This window comes from Candidatus Collinsella stercoripullorum (assembly GCF_027669965.1).
GTDB lineage: Bacteria > Actinomycetota > Coriobacteriia > Coriobacteriales > Coriobacteriaceae > Collinsella > Collinsella stercoripullorum.
In genome coordinates, this window is the sequence record NZ_JAQECM010000001.1 from 87607 (window position 1) to 104503 (window position 16897).

13 protein-coding genes are annotated in these 16897 nt (G+C 65.2%); 8 read left to right on the plus strand and 5 right to left on the minus strand.

Annotation, left to right across the window (positions count from 1 at the left end; translation table 11 throughout):
* Window positions 1–1017: 1017 nt before the first annotated feature.
* The 4 genes from rsmG (at window position 1018) to PHA29_RS00330 (ending at window position 3841) form a co-directional block, all read left to right on the plus strand.
* Window positions 1018–1785, plus strand: coding sequence for a 16S rRNA (guanine(527)-N(7))-methyltransferase RsmG (gene rsmG / locus PHA29_RS00315; RefSeq protein ID WP_270847406.1), 768 nt, complete (start codon window positions 1018–1020; stop codon window positions 1783–1785).
* Window positions 1786–1910: 125 nt separating this feature from the next.
* Entirely contained in the window at window positions 1911–2711 is an 801-nt protein-coding gene (locus PHA29_RS00320; protein ID WP_270573518.1) for a ParA family protein, read from the plus strand.
* Between the two features lie 40 nt (window positions 2712–2751).
* Window positions 2752–3597 (plus strand): ParB/RepB/Spo0J family partition protein, encoded by an 846-nt coding sequence (locus PHA29_RS00325; RefSeq protein ID WP_270847454.1) that lies wholly within the window; start codon window positions 2752–2754, stop codon window positions 3595–3597.
* The gene (locus PHA29_RS00330; RefSeq protein WP_270847407.1) at window positions 3587–3841 is read left to right on the plus strand and encodes a hypothetical protein; all 255 of its coding nucleotides are present in this window, start codon (window positions 3587–3589) and stop codon (window positions 3839–3841) included. The genes PHA29_RS00325 and PHA29_RS00330 overlap by 11 nt, the downstream gene beginning before the upstream one ends.
* A 206-nt stretch (window positions 3842–4047) precedes the next feature.
* On the opposite strand, the gene rlmN is transcribed toward PHA29_RS00330, so the two are convergent.
* The gene (gene rlmN / locus PHA29_RS00335; protein ID WP_270847409.1) at window positions 4048–5100 is read right to left on the minus strand and encodes a 23S rRNA (adenine(2503)-C(2))-methyltransferase RlmN; all 1053 of its coding nucleotides are present in this window, start codon (window positions 5098–5100) and stop codon (window positions 4048–4050) included.
* A 134-nt stretch (window positions 5101–5234) separates the two neighbouring features.
* Between rlmN and PHA29_RS00340 the strand changes: the two genes are divergently transcribed.
* Window positions 5235–6203 (plus strand): D-alanine--D-alanine ligase family protein, encoded by a 969-nt coding sequence (locus tag PHA29_RS00340; RefSeq protein ID WP_270847410.1) that lies wholly within the window; start codon window positions 5235–5237, stop codon window positions 6201–6203.
* A gap of 29 nt (window positions 6204–6232) precedes the next feature.
* The gene (locus tag PHA29_RS00345) at window positions 6233–9103 is read left to right on the plus strand and encodes a helicase C-terminal domain-containing protein (protein WP_270847456.1); all 2871 of its coding nucleotides are present in this window, start codon (window positions 6233–6235) and stop codon (window positions 9101–9103) included.
* Window positions 9104–9277: 174 nt separating this feature from the next.
* Here the strand turns inward: PHA29_RS00345 and PHA29_RS00350 are convergent, their stop codons facing one another.
* Window positions 9278–10204, minus strand: coding sequence for a WYL domain-containing protein (locus tag PHA29_RS00350; RefSeq protein ID WP_270847412.1), 927 nt, complete (start codon window positions 10202–10204; stop codon window positions 9278–9280).
* Window positions 10191–11252 (minus strand): helix-turn-helix transcriptional regulator, encoded by a 1062-nt coding sequence (locus PHA29_RS00355; protein ID WP_270403030.1) that lies wholly within the window; start codon window positions 11250–11252, stop codon window positions 10191–10193. Before PHA29_RS00355 ends, PHA29_RS00350 begins: the two co-directional genes overlap by 14 nt.
* A gap of 348 nt (window positions 11253–11600) precedes the next feature.
* On the opposite strand from PHA29_RS00355, the gene PHA29_RS00360 reads away from it, so the two are divergent.
* Window positions 11601–15275, plus strand: a complete 3675-nt coding sequence (locus PHA29_RS00360) for a hypothetical protein (protein ID WP_270847414.1) — start codon at window positions 11601–11603, stop codon at window positions 15273–15275.
* Window positions 15276–15568: 293 nt separating this feature from the next.
* On the opposite strand, the gene PHA29_RS00365 is transcribed toward PHA29_RS00360, so the two are convergent.
* A complete protein-coding gene (locus tag PHA29_RS00365; RefSeq protein WP_270403033.1) occupies window positions 15569–15811 on the minus strand; it encodes a glutaredoxin family protein in 243 nt (80 codons plus the stop codon).
* A gap of 167 nt (window positions 15812–15978) precedes the next feature.
* Here PHA29_RS00365 and PHA29_RS00370 point away from each other — a divergent pair, with 167 nt between their 5' ends.
* Entirely contained in the window at window positions 15979–16185 is a 207-nt protein-coding gene (locus PHA29_RS00370; protein ID WP_270403035.1) for a hypothetical protein, read from the plus strand.
* A gap of 38 nt (window positions 16186–16223) precedes the next feature.
* Here PHA29_RS00370 and PHA29_RS00375 read toward each other — a convergent pair whose 3' ends face one another.
* A complete protein-coding gene (locus tag PHA29_RS00375) occupies window positions 16224–16820 on the minus strand; it encodes a class B sortase (protein WP_270403036.1) in 597 nt (198 codons plus the stop codon).
* Window positions 16821–16897: the final 77 nt, after the last annotated feature.

Sequence of the window (16897 nt, forward strand, 5' to 3'; positions counted from 1 at the left end):
CAAACTGACTGAAATCCACGCATCGTGGATTTCAGTCAGTGGCTGATTCGCCTGTCCTCAACCGCCTCGCTTTCGCATGCTGCGACCTCAGAGTGTTCGATCTGCCTTTTTCAACTCCCGTCTTCTGGTGGCGACTGCGGACTGACCCGTACGGCTTCCAATTGCCCGTCCTCTCTTCATGTGGTTCGTTGAGCAATATTTCAGCTGAGGAAATGTGTAGCTCCCTATGAAGGTGTCCTGGCTGCAGTAGGGGAGGGAGTGGTCGCGCTTTTAGATTGCCGAGTCTCTTTTTTGAGCTATTCACGTTGCGAGGTTCTGGTCGACTTCCCTTGCGACCTCTTTCTGTCCCTGCGCTCTCCTAAATCCCCTCTCCGTTCAAATAGTCTTGGTCTCCAAGTTCTTGGCGAACTGAACCTGGGTCTGTTGACGGTTATCCGTACCCCACCGATGAATCCCTTGCTTCACATGAACCTGTTCGTCTGTTGCCCTGTTTCCTTCACACCCATCGCCGTGCTCAGATCCCTAGGTCTCCACCACCCACGCCCCTTGGCCTTCTCTGTTTCGCAGCTCTCCTATGTAGGCTGATATCTCATATATGTATCAGTTAATCGCTGCGATCGTTCAGAGTGCAAGGCGGTCGTGCCGTGTGCTTGTTGTGCCACTGGTTGCATGCATGCCGTATCACCGTTGTGTTGTCAGAAGCGCTGAATCTGTTGAATGAATCCACGTCAAAGTTCAGCTTCACCGTTTTTATCCATCCAGTTCGCTCTTTGCTTCTCATAGCGGGTGACTGATCCCGCCATGTGACCGGCCATGTTCCGATTGTGGGTGAACCGTACCTTCTTGCCCTTCAGTTCTCCCCTGTATGCAGCTTTTGCTTTTGCACTACAACGCCTTCCAGTAACAGCAGTTGGAGCATATACATATGATGTATATGGCTAAGCTCCCCTGACTGACAGGTACCTCCCTCCTTGTTGGTACACTTCTTCTGTCAATTCAGCTGGGAGGACCACTGCAATGTCACAAGAACAGCGCACTATCAACATTGAACCGATTTCCTCTGACGTCGATCTCGAGGGCATGACCAAGGCTCTCGTAAATTACTGCGATTCGTTTGGTATCAGCATCTCCATAGAGGCCGCTCGTCGCTGCATCGAGCATTTCCTCTATGTCATTCAGGTAAATCAGGTAATCAACCTTACCCGCATCACCGATATCGATGAGGGAATCGTCCTCCATATCCTCGATTCACTTATGTTCCTGCCTTCCCTCAACCTTCATGCCTCCGAGCATGTACTGGATATGGGCACCGGTGCCGGGTATCCCGGTCTTCCTCTTGCGGCTACCTCAAACGCTGATATCGTCTTACTCGATTCAGTTGGCAAGAAGATTCGTGCTGTCTCCGCGTTCATTGATGCTCTTGGCTTGGAAAATGCCCATGCCCTACACACTCGTGTCGAGGATTACGCGCGCGAGAACCCCTCTTCCTTCGACTGTGTTGTCGCTCGAGCTGTTGCGCCCCTCAGTGTTCTTCTCGAGTATGCGGCTCCTCTTCTGAAGAAAGATGGCAGGCTTGTTGTTTCTAAGGCCCCTCTTTCTGATGAGGAGCGTTCTTCTGGACTTCGAACTGCGAAGATCACCGGATTTGTGCTCTCTGACCTCAAGGAATTTGAACTTCCTTGCAACCTGGGCTCACGCCAGATGCTCACCTTTGTGAAAGCCGGTACATCAAAGGTGAAGCTTCCTCGAGCGACCGGACTCGCTCGTAGAAAGCCGCTTGCCTGATTGTTTCACGTGAAACATAATGATTTCATCATGCGTTTCACGTGAAACCATGGTAGAGAGTGTTTCACGTGAAACATCTACCAGCACTCCGGAAACGTCTACATCAACTGAACCAAGGAGGAGTTGTGGGATTTCGGGATGTAAAACGCTCGAAGAAGGGTATCAACACCCGAATTATCGCGATAATCAACCAAAAAGGCGGCGTAGGCAAATCGACAACTGCCGTAAATCTTGCAGCGGCGCTCGGTGAGCTGAAATACAAGGTTCTGGTCGTAGATTTCGACCCGCAGGGAAATACGACAAGCGGATTCGGCATCGAGAAAGAACAGCTGGAGAATTGCGTCTACGATTCCTTGCTCCATGACGTGCCCGCAGAGCAGATTATCCAGGATACGGAATGCAACAAGGTGTTCGTCGTTCCCGCGACAATCCAGCTTGCCGGAGCGGAGATCGAGCTCGTGTCAACGATGGCGCGCGAAACAAGGCTCAAGGATCTCCTTGAGCCCGTTGTCGATGAGTTCGATTTCATCTTCATCGATTGCCCGCCGAGTCTGGGCCTGCTCACGATCAATGCTCTCACTGCAGCAGATAGCGTCCTGATCCCCATCCAGTGCGAATACTACGCCCTGGAGGGTGTCACGAAGCTTCTCGAATCGATGCGTATGGTCAAGGGCCGCATCAACAGGGAGCTCGATACCTTCGGTGTTCTGCTCACGATGTATGATTCCCGTACCTCGCTCTCGAATCAGGTTGTTGAAGAGGTCCAGAACTACTTCGGTGAGAAAGCGTTCAAGACCTGTATTCCGCGTTCTGTGAAGGTCTCTGAGGCTCCGTCCTTCGGGATGCCGGTTGTCACCTACGCTCCGAACAACAAGGGAGCGCAGGCGTATATGCAGCTTGCGAAAGAGGTGGTGCGTCGTGCCTAGCCCGAAGAAAAAGGCTCTTGGTCGCGGGCTCGGTGCTCTCATGCAGGAAGCCCAGACGGAGACAGGCAGTGCAAGTACTCAGCCTGACAGCACGGTCTCGATCGAGAAAATTCATCCTAATCCGAAGCAGCCGCGCACACACTTCAATGAGACGGAACTCGAGGAGCTCAGCGAGTCGATCCGTGAGCACGGTGTCCTTCAACCGTTGCTTGTAAGGAAGAAAGGTGACGAGTTCGAGATCATAGCGGGGGAGCGAAGGTACCAGGCATCGAAGATCGCCGGGCTCTCCGAGTTGCCCGTCATCATCAAGGATGTTGACGACCAGAAGATGCTCGAGCTTGCGTTGATTGAGAACCTCCAGCGTTCCGACCTGAATCCCATCGAAGAGGCGAAGGGTTACCGCCAGCTCATCAAGGCGAGCGGTATGACGCAGGAGGCCCTCTCAAAGGCGGTTTCAAAATCACGTTCGGCGATCACGAACTCTCTGAGACTGCTTGATCTTCCGGAAAGGGTCCAGGAGCTTCTCTTCGAAGGGAAGCTGACTGCAGGGCATGCGCGCGCGATTCTGGCTGTGCCGTTCGAGGAACAGCGCATCAAACTTGCTGAGAAGGTCGTTGCTGACGGTTTGTCGGTGCGAGCGACAGAGAACCTTGCACCGTTGTTTTCTGTCGGGGAGACGCCGAAAGCACCCCGACCGGTTACCCCGCAATCGTATAAGAAGGCTGCACGCGTTCTCCGTCAGGTCTTCAACACGAATGTCAGGGTGAAGTCCACGCGCGGTAAGAACAAGATCGAGATCGAATTCAAAGACGAGGATGAGTTGGCTAGGATTCTCGAACAGGTGATGGAAACCGAGCGAGAGGACGGTGGTATGGATGAGGAATAAGATCATCGCGGCATCCATCTCGTTGGTGGCGATCGTTGCCGGTGCGTTCGTTGGATATAAGCTCGCAACAGATGCAGAGCTCAGGGGCAGGCTGACGCGGGGCGCACGCGATGTCTATCAAACGTCTAAGAAGCGCGTCGGGGATATGACGGAGGATGTGGCCGTCAGGACCGCGAAGATGACCAAGAACCCTAAGATCAACCAGGAATGGGTTTCGAATCAGTGGGAGAGCATCGGGTACTAAGGTACCTAATCATTTCTGCGTTCAGTAGCGAGTCTCGGAGTGGGGGCATCGATACGCTCCCACATCCTGAGACCGGCCGATCGTATGGCGAAACCCGTTTCACATGAAACCATAGCCTTGGTTCATTGTAGAAAGCGCCCGGTTCCTCGTAGGGAACCGGGCGCTTCGGCATCGGGGTGCACAGGATGGAGAGGAGGCGGCCGGGACTAAGCTCCCTGGACGTGAACCTGCTTCTGCTTGAGCTGTCCGCACGCCGCGTCGATATCGTTACCGCGGGAGTTCCTGATGGTGGTCTCGACACCGTGCATGGTGAGACGACGCTGGAGAGCCTCGATCTTATGCATGGGAGAGGGCTTCAGGAGGCTTGCGGGCGTGTCGTTGAGGGGGATGAGGTTCACATGGCATAGAGTGCCCTGGCAGAAGTCGATCAGAGCCTCCATCTCGGGGTTGGTGTCGTTGACGCCCTCGATCATGGCGAACTCATAGCTCGGTCGACGCCCGGTCTTCTCGACATAGGACTGGAGCGCCTCGTGGAGGCGGAGGAGCGTGTACTTCTTCACGCCGGGCATGAGCTGGTTGCGCGTGCTCTGGACCGCGGAGTGCAGGGACACCGCGAGGGTGAACTGCTCGGGGAGCTCGGCGAAGCGCTTGATGCCGGGGATGACGCCGCAGGTGGAGACGGTCAGGTGCCGCGCGCCGATGGCAAAGCCGTCAGGGTCGTTGAGGATGCGCAGGGCCTTGACGGTCTCATCGAAGTTGGCGAAGGGCTCGCCCTGACCCATGAAGACGACACTCGTCACGCGTTCGCCGAAGTCGCGCGCGACATGGGCGACCTGGTCGACGATCTCGCGCGCGGTGAGGGAGCGGGAAAGGCCGTTGAAGCCGGTCGCGCAGAAGGCGCAGCCCATGGCGCATCCGGCCTGCGTGGACACGCAGACGGAGAGCTTGCCCCGGCTGGGCATGCCGACCGTCTCGACGGAGGTGCCGTCAGGGTATTCGAGCAGGTACTTACGGGAACCGTCATGGGAGACCTGCTTGACGAGCTCGACGGGCGTGGTGAAGGCGAAGCGCTCGGTGAGCTGCTCGCGGAACTTCTTCGGCAGGTTAGTCATCTCGTCGAACGAGGAGGCGTTCTTCTGGAAGAGCCACTCCTCGAGCTGCTTCGCGCGGAACGCGGGCTGTCCGAGTTCGGCGACGAGGCCGACGATGTCGTCATGGGTGAGCGCGCGGATGTCGCGCAGGCGATTTGAACGTTGCATAACGTACCTTTCACAGGGGTGTAAACGAAACAAGCATCTATACAATAAGGTACAGCACGGCGCGGCGATGCGGTATCGCCGCGCATAGGACACACATCATCGGGCACCGGAGGTGCTGCAGGGAGGGGTCGGCCATGGAGGGCAGGTCGAGGGACGGGATTCGCGTCGCGGTGCTGGCAGGGGGCTTCTCCTCGGAACGGGAGATCTCCCTCGCGTCCGGCGAGCATGCCATGAAGGCCATCAGGGAGGCCGGGTATGGGGCCGTCGAGCTGCTCGACCCGTCTGCCCCCGGGTTCCTCGCCGCCATGGAGGGCGGGTCGTGGGACGTCGCCTTCATCGCGCTGCACGGCGCGGGCGGTGAGGACGGGATGATCCAGCACGTCCTCGAGTACCTGGGCGTCCCCTATACGGGATCGGACGCTGCATCCAGCGTGTGCGGCGCCGACAAGGAGCTCTCCAAGCTCCTCTATGAGCGCGCGGGCATACCGGTTGCGAAGGGGGTCGCCCTGGAGCGCGGCCAGGGCTACGACGTCCCCGCAATCATCGAGGAGCTGGGGCGGGACCTCTTCGTCAAGCCCGCGATCAACGGCTCGAGCTACGGCGTAAGCAAGGTCGAGGACGCATCGCAGCTCCCCGCGGCAATCGAACGTGCGTTTGATTTCAGCGACAAGGTGCTGATCGAGCAGCGCCTGGTGGGTGTCGAGGTCAGCGAGGGCGTTCTCGGGGGAGAGGACCTGACGGCGCTGCCTGTCGTGGAGATCAGGTGCCCCGCGGACTCCGAGTTCTACGACCTGGACGTGAAGTACGTGGACCCCACGGATATCCACAGGATCCCCGCGGAGCTCGCCGCCGACGATTACGCTCGGGTCCAGGAGCTCGCCTGCCGGGCGCACCGCGCGCTCGGTTGCACGGGCTTCTCGCGCAGCGATTTCATCGTCACGGATCAGGGGCCGGTCATCTTGGAGACGAACACGATCCCGGGGATGACCGAGACCTCGCTGTTCCCGGATGAGCTGCGCCACGCCGGGATCGCGTTCTCCGAGGCCTGCGCCCAGCTCATCGACATCGCCCTCGACCGCGCTGCGGACGTGGCGGAGAGGTAGAACCATTGGCAACCATAGCTGAGGCGGTGATGGCGGGCACGCCCGACTTCGTCGTCAGGAACTACGAGACCCTGGTGGACCGGGCCCGTACCCGCACGTTCGGCCTGATCGAGGAGGACGTGATCGTCCTCGATACGGAGACGACCGGTCTGTCCGTGCAGGACAACAAGCTGATAGAGATCGCAGCGGCCCGCCTGCGGGGACGCGAGGTCGTCGACCGTTTCGACACCTTCGTGCATCCCGGAGGGCCCATCCCGCCCGAGATCGTGCGTCTGACCGGCATCACGGACGCCGACGTGGCGGCCGCGCCCTCGCCGGAGGAGGCGGTCGCGGCCCTCGAGGAGTTCGTGGGCGGATGCCCGGTCATCGCCCACAACGCCGCGTTCGACCGGTCCTTCATCGAGGCGGTCAAGGGCGGCGTGCGCGTGAGCGAGGTGTGGATCGACTCGCTCGCCCTGTCGCGCATCGCGCTGCCGCGCCTGGCCTCCCACAAGCTGTCCGCCCTCGCCGAGCTGTTCGGGTGCAGCGCGGTGTCGCATCGCGCGAGCGATGACGTGGACGCCCTGTGCGGCGTCTGGCGCATCCTCCTCACGGCGCTTGCGGACCTGCCGCGCGGCCTCATGCGGCGCCTGGCCGACATGCACCCCGATGTCCCCTGGAGCTACCGTCCCATCTTCTCCTACCTAGCAGGGGAGGACCCCGACGGCATCTTCTCCCTCGCCGCGGCGCGCGCCGAGGTCCTGTCCGCGGACGCCCCGCTGGAGCGGGTCGATGCCGACGAGCTCCCGGGGCTGGCGATGCCGAGCGGCGACGAACTCCAGGCGCAGTACGCGCCGGGCGGTCTGGTCAGCCGCATGTACCCCGGGTACGAGCCGCGCAGCGAGCAGGTCGAGATGGCCTGCGAGGTGCGCGACGCGCTCGCGACGTCGACCCATCGGGTCATCGAGGCGGGTACCGGCGTCGGAAAGTCCGTGGCGTACCTGGTCCCCCTCGCGGAAGCGGCCCGCCGCAACCGCATCACGGTGGGTGTGGCGACCAAGTCCAACAACCTCGCCGACCAGCTCATGTACCATGAGCTCCCGCGCCTGGCGCGCGAGATGGAGGGCGGGCTGACCTTCTGCGCGCTCAAGGGGTACGACCACTACCCCTGCCTGCGCAAGCTCGAGCGCCTCGCCCGCTCCACGGCCGAGATCAAGACCAACCGGGACCCCGCCGACACCCTGACCGCCATGGCGGTCATCTACGCGTACGTCTGCCAGTCCCCCACCGGGGACCTCGACGGGCTGGGGATCCGGTGGCGCAGCGTCAACCGCGCCGACCTCACCACCCCCTCGAGGGAGTGCGCACGCAGGCTGTGCCCCTTCTTCCCGGACAAGTGCCTGGTCCACGGCGCCCGCCGTCGCGCCGCGCGGGTCGATGTGGTGGTGACCAACCACTCGCTGCTGTTCCGCAACGTCGCAGCCGAGGGCAAGATCCTGCCCCCCATCCGCCACTGGGTGATCGACGAGGCGCATTCGGTCGAGCGCGAGGCGCGTCGCCAATGGGCGCTGTCGGTGTCCGCGGAGGAGTCGCGGGCGGCGTTCGAGCGGCTGGGCGGGGAGCGGTCCGGGGCGCTCGGCCAGATGATCCGCAACCTCGCGGGGTCGGATGCGGCGACGCTCTACATGGGCCTTTCGGCCAAGGCGGTCGCCAGTGCCCAGCGCGCCTCGCTGGCCATGGCCGACCTCTTCGACGGGGTGCGCGACCTCGCGCGCCGCGGGCGCTCGGACGGGTACGACAACGCGAACATCTGGATCGGCCCCGAGATGCGCGCCGGCGCTCCCTGGCAGGCCTTCCTTCCCTGCGGGCTGACCGCCGTGGACGCGCTCGACGAGGCTCATCGCAACCTCTCCTCGCTCGTCGAGACCGTGTCGCAGGACAAGCCGGAGTTCGTGGTAGACGTGGCGGACGCCGCGCGCCGGGTGGGGGAGATGCACGACGCCCTCGCTCTCATCATGGTGGGCGAGGACGAGCGCTACGTGTACTCCCTGCAGGTGAACAGGCGCCTGCGCGCCGGGGGCGAGTCGCTGACCGCCGAGCTTCTCGATATCGGCGAGATGCTCGCCGAGCGCTGGCTGCCCGAGGCCCACAGCGCGATCTTCACCTCCGCGACCATCTCCATCGCGGGGAACTTCAGCCACTTCGAGCGCGCGGTCGGCCTGAACCGGCTGCCGAAGGGGAGCTCTCGGGCCCTCCACCTCGATTCGAGCTACGACTTCGACGAGAACATGACCGTCGTCGTGGCCGGGGACGTTCCGGACCCGCGCAGCCGCGACGCGTACCTCGACACCCTGGAGCAGCTGCTCGTGGACGTCCATCTTGCCATGGGCGGCTCGTCGCTCACCCTGTTCACCAACAGGCGCGACATGGAGGAGCTGTACGCCCGGGTCGAGCCGCGCCTCTCCGCCGCCGGGCTCGAGCTCGCGTGCCAGCAGCGCAACGCCTCGGCGCGCCAGCTGCGCGACCGGTTCATCTCGGAGAAGAGCTCCTCGCTGTTCGCCCTGAAGGCGTTCTGGGAGGGGTTCGACGCATCGGGTGACACCCTGCGGTGCGTGGTGATCCCCAAGCTGCCGTTCTCAAGCCCCACGGACCCGCTGTCCTGCGAGCGCGGGCGCCGCGAGGAGCGCGCCTGGGCGCAGTACGCCCTTCCCGAGGCGGTGCTGGAGGTCAAGCAGGCCGCCGGCCGCCTGATCCGCTCGTCATCCGATGTGGGCGTCCTGGTCCTCGCCGACTCGCGCCTGGTGACCAAGGGGTACGGGAAGAAGTTCCTGAACTCGCTGCCCACCTCGGGCTATCAGCGTATCGAGAGCGGGAGCGTGGGTCGTTACCTGGAGCTGTGGCGCCGCGCCCACGAGCGGTAGGGAGCCGGCATGGGGCGCGGGGCGTCCGTTCCGCCGCGAGGCGGAACGGGACGGGCGCAAGACCGCTTCCTCCTGTATCCCGCATGGCGGGGCCCGCATTGACGATATCCCCCGCAGGCGTCGGAGCGGAGCGGTGCGCGCGGGCCGGGGACGACGGGCGCCCGGCCCGTCGCCTCAGCGCGTCAGGCCGTCCGCGTAGGCGGCAAGGCCCTCCCTCAGCGCCCCCGGCCCCTCGATGACCAGGTCCCCGCCGGCGGAGAGGACCTGGTCGAAGAGCCAGGCGTCCGACGAGTACCAGAGCGTGAACGCGCACCGGCCGTCCGGGAGCACCTCGACCTCGCCGATCCCCGCCCAATCGAGGCGCTGGACGAGGCCGGCGTCGGCGGCGACGAGGCGCGCGGCCCTCCCGCTCGCCCGCAGGCTTTCCGCCGTGCCCGCATGGACCTGCGGATGGCGGTCGACGGAATCGTCGGTGAACGACACCCCCGCGATGCGGTCGAGGCGGTACCGGCGCTCGGCGTCCTTCTCGACATCCCAGCCCACAAGGTAGGAGGCCCCGTCCTCGTCGGAGATCAGCATGGGGTCCACGAGGCGCCCGCTCGGCGAGTCCTCGCCGAGCGCCCGGTAGGAGATGCGGCATCGTATGCCGTCTTCGATCGCCTCCGCGAGCGCGGTGAACCACGACCCGTAGCGCGCCGGTTCGGCGACGCGCGTCCCCTGGGCGTCCGCCTCGCCGATATAGGGCATGACCGCGTCTCGGATGCGCCCGCGCGTCCCCGCGTCGATGTCTAGGGCATCGAGGACGTGGGCGATGACCAGCGCCTCCTCCATGGTGAAGCGCCGCGGCGAGAGCAGCGCGGCCTCGCCCTGCAGGCGGATCTCGCCGTTCGCGACCGAGATCGCCGCCCGCGCCCCGCTCGTCCGGTCGGAGAGGGCGGAGACCGTCTCCACCACGGCGTCGACATCGCCCGGACGCACCCCGAGCATCCGGGCCGCCTCCGCGCGGGCGATCCGCTGCCCGGGCGCCGCGGAGAGCGCCTCGAGCAGGCGGATCCCGGCCGTCACGAGCTGCTCGGCGGTCAGGTTCTCAGGCTTCGGCATGGGCCGCCACCGCCTTTCCGATCAGGGAGTTCCATTCATCGACCAGCTTCTGCGGGGAGAAGGGCCTCATGCTCGCCTGGGCGTGGGAGAGCGCGAACGCGGCTGCGGCGCGCATGTCGCGCACCTTGACCGTCCACAGGCGCCTCCCGTCGACCAGATGCTCGAGCTCGCCGCGCCCATGGGTGATGGCGACGACCTCGTCCTCCCCGATCGAGCCGTCGAAGGTGAAGCAGGCCTTGCTCGCCAGCCCCCCGGCGATATCGAAGGGCAGGAACAGGTAGTCGCGCACGTCGAACCACGGCGGGACGGTATACGATCCCGCGGGCCTCCAGCAGCGCGTGACGCGGTCGGCGCGGAAGGTGCGCACCCCGCCCGACTGCTCGTCCAGACCGACGTAATAGGTGTGCCCGTCCTGCATGAAGACGCCCCAGATCTCGAGGGTGCGCTGGCTTTCCGCACCCCGCGCGTCCAGGTAGGCGAAGCGTATCCTGCGCTTCATGGCGAAGGCGGACCACAGGGCGTCCGCACAGCGCCCCGCTCCGCCGTCGTCCCCGTCGCACCGGTCCGTCCCGTCCTCCCGTCGTGTCTCCCCGGCATCCGCCCCGCTGCCGGGTCCCTGCGTCAGGGCGACGAGCTTTGAGCGGATGCCGAGCAGCGCCTGGCGGTAGGGGATCTCCTGCCGGGACAGGCTCTCGTCCACGGCGCGCAGGAGCGTGTCGGCGTCGTCCCGGGAGATGACGCCGGCGGGCGCGTAGGTGGAGGCGCGGTCGATGGTCCAGCGGCTCCCGTCGGTCGCCGTCGCCCCCTCGTCGCGCACCTCCACGACATGGATGCCGTGCTCGGCGAGCCGGTCCCGGTCGCGCTTGAACTTCTTGAGGTCGGACGCCCGGTTGTCCGAGCCGTAACCCAGGTCGGAGTCGCTCACGATCTGCTCGGTGGTGAGCGGGTTGGAGGATGAGTTGAGGACGAACAGGAGGTTCAGAACGCGCAGGGCGGTCTCGTTGCGGCCGCGCCCGCCGTCTGCCTCGGAGCTCTTGCGCACGCTCATGCGGGGCCCTTTCTGACGTGAGGGGAATCCAAGGCTGCAACCCATTCTAGGAAAGCCGCGCCCGCTCGTGCCCCGCGGGTCCGCTGAACGACACGAGGAAACTACGGGGGCGAGCCCGCCGCGCGCGAGCGGGGGTCGGTCCGCGCCGCCGCCGTGAGAGGGCCGCATGCGACCGAATCCGAGGCCCCGCGCTTCGATATGGAGATAGGTGGATGAACGGGCCGCAAACGCCGGTGAGAGGAGGGCACCGCTGCGGCGGGATGGGGTTCAGGGTATACTTTCGACTACATACGGACCCATCGCCTGCGCGAAAGGTCCGCATAACAGGACAAACGATGCGGAGCCCCTATGGCCAATACCCAGAAATATCTGAACCACCTGCTTCAGAACATCGGTATAACCCCAGCGTGCAGCGAGGAGGAGCGCGCAGCCGCCGACGAGCTCGCGCGCATCTTCTCCCGCCATGGCTTCGAGCCCGAGATACAGGAGTTCACGTCGTCCTCGTCTCCCAAGCTCGTGCGCGCCATCCTGTGCACCGTGCTGTTCGTGGCGACGGTGCTCATGGGCATCGGGGGCGCCCTGGGTGTCGTCGGCACCATCCTCGTGATCGCCTGCGCGGCGCTGTTCGTGCTCGAGCGGACGGGGCGCATCGCATATCCGCAGATCGGGTCGGGCGGCCTGTCCCAGAACGTCATCGCGTACCACAAGGCCGAGGGGCCGCTCGCCTCTCCGCGCAACCGCCCGGTGGTTGTGGTCGCCCATTACGACTCCCCGCGCGCGGACATCCTGGCGGAGCACCCGTACTCCACCTACCGTCCCATCCTCGTGAAGGTGCTCCCCTTCGCCATGGTGGTCCCCGCCGCCATCGGGATCGTGAGGGTCTTCCCGGTCCCCGATGCCGCCAAGATCGTGCTGTGGGTGCTCGCCATCCTCGTGTCGCTCGTTCCTCTGGCGAGCGCCGTCGCGACCTTCCTCAACCGCTACGCCCTGCCCTACACCTCGGGGTCCGTGTGCAACAAGTCCTCGGTCGCCGCGATGCTCGGCGTGATGGACTCGGTCGCCCCGTTCCGCGGCTCCTCGGAGTTCCCCGACGACGTCCCGTTCGAGCAGTTCATGGCCGAGCAGGTCGAGCTCTACGGTGACGAGCTGGTCCCCGAGCCGCATCCGGTCGAGGTCTCCGCCCGCGCCGAGCGCGAGGAGCAGCAGGACCTCGTCGCCGAGCTCCCCGACGCCCAGGCCCCCGCCGCGCCGCAGGACGCGGCGTTCGAGCGGGCCGTCCCGTCCGATCCGTTCGTATCCGAGGCGCCCGCCGATCAGGTTCCGCTCGAGGGTGCGACCATCGAGATGCCCGCGCTCGACGTGGACGGCGCCCCCGCAGCCGATGCGACGGCCTCCTTCGAGGTGGTCTCCATCCCCGATGGCAGCGAGTCCGTCGAGGAGATGCCGGAGGAGGAGCCCGCCGACCGGCTTCCCGTGAACGCCGCCGGCTGCCTGCGCTACGGAACCGACATCATCCGAGCCCTCGGCATGGTCGATGCCAGCTGCGCGATCGAGTACGAGCCCGACGCGCTGCCCGCCCCCGCGCCGCGTCCCGCTTCCGCCCGGGAGGTGCGCCCCGCCGAGCCCCGCCCGCAGGGTCCCGTCCAGACGGAGGCCCCCCGTGCTGTCGCGGAGCCGGTCGTCGCGCCGGTCAGCGCCCCCGCCGCCGAGCGCGTTCCCGCCCCCGCGCCCGTTCAGCCCGCACCCGAGGTTTCCGAGCAGCCCGCGTATGCGCCCCTCCAGGAGCAGCCCGCGGCCCCGGAGCCGGCGTATGCCGACGCCCCGGTCGAGGAGCTGCAGGCTCCCGCCGTGTTCGATGCGGAGCAGTTCGAGGGCGCGCCCACGGAGGATGCGACCGGCGTGGACGCCTACGACGAGCCCGTCCCCGTGCGCGACCCGTTCGAGTACATCGCCGAGCCGGCGTACGACGAGGACCTCGACGTCGAGGATGAGGACGACCTCCCCGAGCTCGACCTGGACGATCTGAACATCACCGACGAGGAGATCGCATCCGCGATCCCCGCCGAGTACACGCTCGCCGACGACGAATCCGATGACGGGTCCGCCGCGGACATCGAGGACGGTCTCGACGGCTTCGCCTTCCAGGAGGAGGCTGAGGAGGAGCCGCAGCCCGCCGACGCGACGGTCACCATGGACGCCTCGGTGTTCGACGAGGCGGAGGCCTTCGAGGCGTCGGAGTCCATCGATGTCGAGGGGGCGGCCGCTGCCGCCGAGGACGGGCTCCCCGTCGATGACGAGGACGCTTTCCAGGCCGTGGATGCGGGGGACGTCGACGATACCGACGGCTCCGCGGAGACCGCGTTGTTCGACATCCCCGCCGCCGAAGACGAGGCGGGCGCATATGACGAGGAGCTTTTCGAGGGAGACGAACCCGTCGACCTCGATCCCCCCGCCGCCGATGCGTTCGATCTCTATGACGACGACGATGTCGAGATCATGCAGGCGATCTACGAGATCCTCGATGACCAGGACGGGTCGGATGAGGACGACGAGGAGCTCGTGAGCGAGCTCGAGCCCGTCGAGCCCATCGATGCCACCTCCACGTTCGAGCCCATGGACGAGACGGTCGCGCAGGCGGTCGTAGACGATGACGGGCTCGAGGATGGTTCCGCCGACGAGCTTCCCGAGGACGAGGATGCGGAGTCCGCATCCGAGGACGGGGATGAGCCGCAGGCGGATATGGAGGCCGGCGACGACGCATCGGTTTCCGATGACGCTGACGAGGTCGATGTCGCCGCGGGGGATGTCCCCGATGCCGCGGCGTCGGAGGAGGAACCCGTGCGCGGCGGGACGCAGGCGTTCGATATGACGGCCGCCGTCGACCGCACGCAGGCCACGCCCCCGGTCGCCCCTGTCGACACGACGATGCCCCAGCCGGTCGAGACCGTCGACTCGCTCATGGCCCAGATCGCCGCCGAGCCTCCTGCGCGCCCGCAGCGGTCCATCAACCTTCCGGACATCTCCGCCCCCGCACCGCAGAGCGCCCCCAGCGCCTCCGTGCAGCAGCGGACCATGCCCAACATCCCGAGCCCTGCGCCCCAGCAGCGGACCATGCCCAACGTTCCGTCGCCCGCTTCGGCTCCGGCGAACCGTTCGGCCCTGTTCGACCTGCCCGACCCCTCGGCGAGCGCCGGCGACCCGCTGGCGAACGTCGGAGGCGGCACCGGGTCGGTCCGCAGCTCCTCGACGTCGCGCTTCACGGTCATCAACACCGCCGACATCCCCATGCCGACGACCCCTCCCGAGGGCACCTTCGAGACCATCTCGGCTCCTGCACCCGTCGAGAAAAAGAAGAAGCGCTCCCGCGGCGGCCTGTTCGGCCGCAAGAAGAAGCGTGAGGAGTCCAGCATGAGCGACTGGCTCGGCGTGGACGACGACTTCGATGCCAAGCGCTCCGGGCGCGATATCGGCTCGTGGGACAACTTCGAGGGCGATGACGGCTGGAAGGGCGGCGCGACCGGCGACGGGGACCTGACCGAGGCCGAGCTGCGCGGCGCCATCGCCTCGCTCGGCGATGATGAGCTGCTCGGTCACGACATCTGGTTCGTGGCCACGGGTTCGGCGGAGAACGGCAACGCCGGTATCCGCACGTTCCTGGAGACCCATCGCGATAAGCTGCGCGGCGTCTTCCTCATCAACCTCGAGTGCGTCGGCGCCGGCAGGCTCGCCATGGTCGCCCGCGAGGGCGAGCGCCGCGTCCTCAAGGGGGACAAGCGCATCATGGGGCTCATCTCGCGTGTCTCCGCCGACTTCCACCACGAGATCGGTGCGGTGGAGATGCCGTATCTCGACACCGATGCGCACGCCGCAATGGAGATGAGCCTGCGCTCTGTGACCCTCGGCGGCGTCGACGGGTCCGGGTTCGCATACTCGCACAGCGAGCGCGACCTGCCGGTGAGCGTCGATGTCGACAACATCGCACTCGCGGCCGACGTGGTGACCGAGGTCATCCGCCGTTCCTAAGGCAAGCGGCCGGGTGTCGCCGCGCGCCCGAGGAGAACCGAAGCGTTGAACGGGGTCGCATCCCAAGCGGATGCGACCCCGTTCCGTTCGGCGGCGCAAAGGCTGCTCCCTCGGTTTTCTGCGACCTCGGGGGCATGACCTCAAGTCTTCAGCGCGTTCAGGTGCGCGTCTCAGCCGTTCAGCTGGGTTGAGAGGCGAATTCCGGCGTCATCTGCCAGCTCCTTCCACAGGGTGCCGGGGCGTATCCCTCAGCTCTCCAATTCCCAAGCCGTCGAGGCGCAGCCTCAACCTTCCTATGAGAGGTGCTCGGCGAGATAGTCGATGATATCGGAGGATTCGTACAACGGATCGCCGTCGATGAACAGGCAGGGGACCTGTCGTTTCCCACCGACCTCGATCAGGCGGGACTCCGCCTCCCGATCTTGCGTGATGTCGCGGAGGGGAAGCTCGATACCGTGCTCTCCCATGTAATCGAGCACCCTGTGGCAGAACGGGCAACCGGGCATGATGAAGAGCTCGTAGTTCTCGGTGGTCATGAGTGTCCTTTCGTTTCGGGAACACGGCCATAGGCTCTTGTACCCAGATACATCGGCGTCTGGATATTGCGCGCAATCGGATACCCGACGGGGTCTTCGGGGGTATACCATCAGAAGGCCGTGTCCTGATAGCATAGAGGGACCGCTGAGCGTATCGAGGAGGTCGCGTGTTCACGTTTATCAAGCGCCACTGGGTGGCCTATCTTGTCGGCGCGCTGATCGCCCTCGCTCTCGGGTTCGGTGTCGCGTACGCCGTCGGCGTGATCGGGTCGACGCCCGAGGCGACCCGGATCGAGCAGACCGAAGCGGAGCAGGAGGACGCGGAGGCCTCGGAGGATGCCAGCGCGGAGACCGACGCCTCATCTGCCTCCTGATCAGCGACAGGGCTTCCAGGCCCGCACGGAACCGCCCCTCATATCGCCGCGAATACGACGATCGTCCGCCATCGCTGACCCGGTATCGGGCTCGAGCAGGTGACGAGCGTCAGAACTCGTTCGGCGCGCCCGACCAGGACATCCGCCTCCTCCGATGCTATCGATGCCTCCTTCGCCAGGTCGCTCAGCCAGCTCCGGAACTCCGACCGCCCGGGGAACGAGAAGCGCTGTATCGCCTGAAAGGACGCGTCGACCTCAAGGACGCACAGCGGCCTGAAGGCCCGTGACGTCCCGTCCGGCATCGAGAGGCGGGCGGACCCGAGCGAGTCGAACACCTCCTTCCGCTGTGCGCCGACCAAGGGACTGAACATGAGGTCGGACCCGAAGCGGTGGTGGGCGAAGACGAGGAGGTTGCGACCGCGCACGTCGGTCCGGGTGTCGAGGTACGGGCAGCCGAGCGCGTCCCAGGCGCCCTCCGCGTTATGGCTGAGGTACCAGTCGTGCGGTTTCTCCGGTGGCGGTTGGACAACCGGCAGGGAGATCGGGGTCCCTTCGACTTCGAGCCAGGCGACGATATCCGGGTACGACGACGTGAGCCGCCCCCATCCGACGCCCCCGTTCGACTCTCCGTCCACCCCGGGTCTCTCCAGCTGTACGGAACCACCTGCCCGCAGGTCATCGAGGGCGATCGAGGCGGCCGAAGCCATGATGC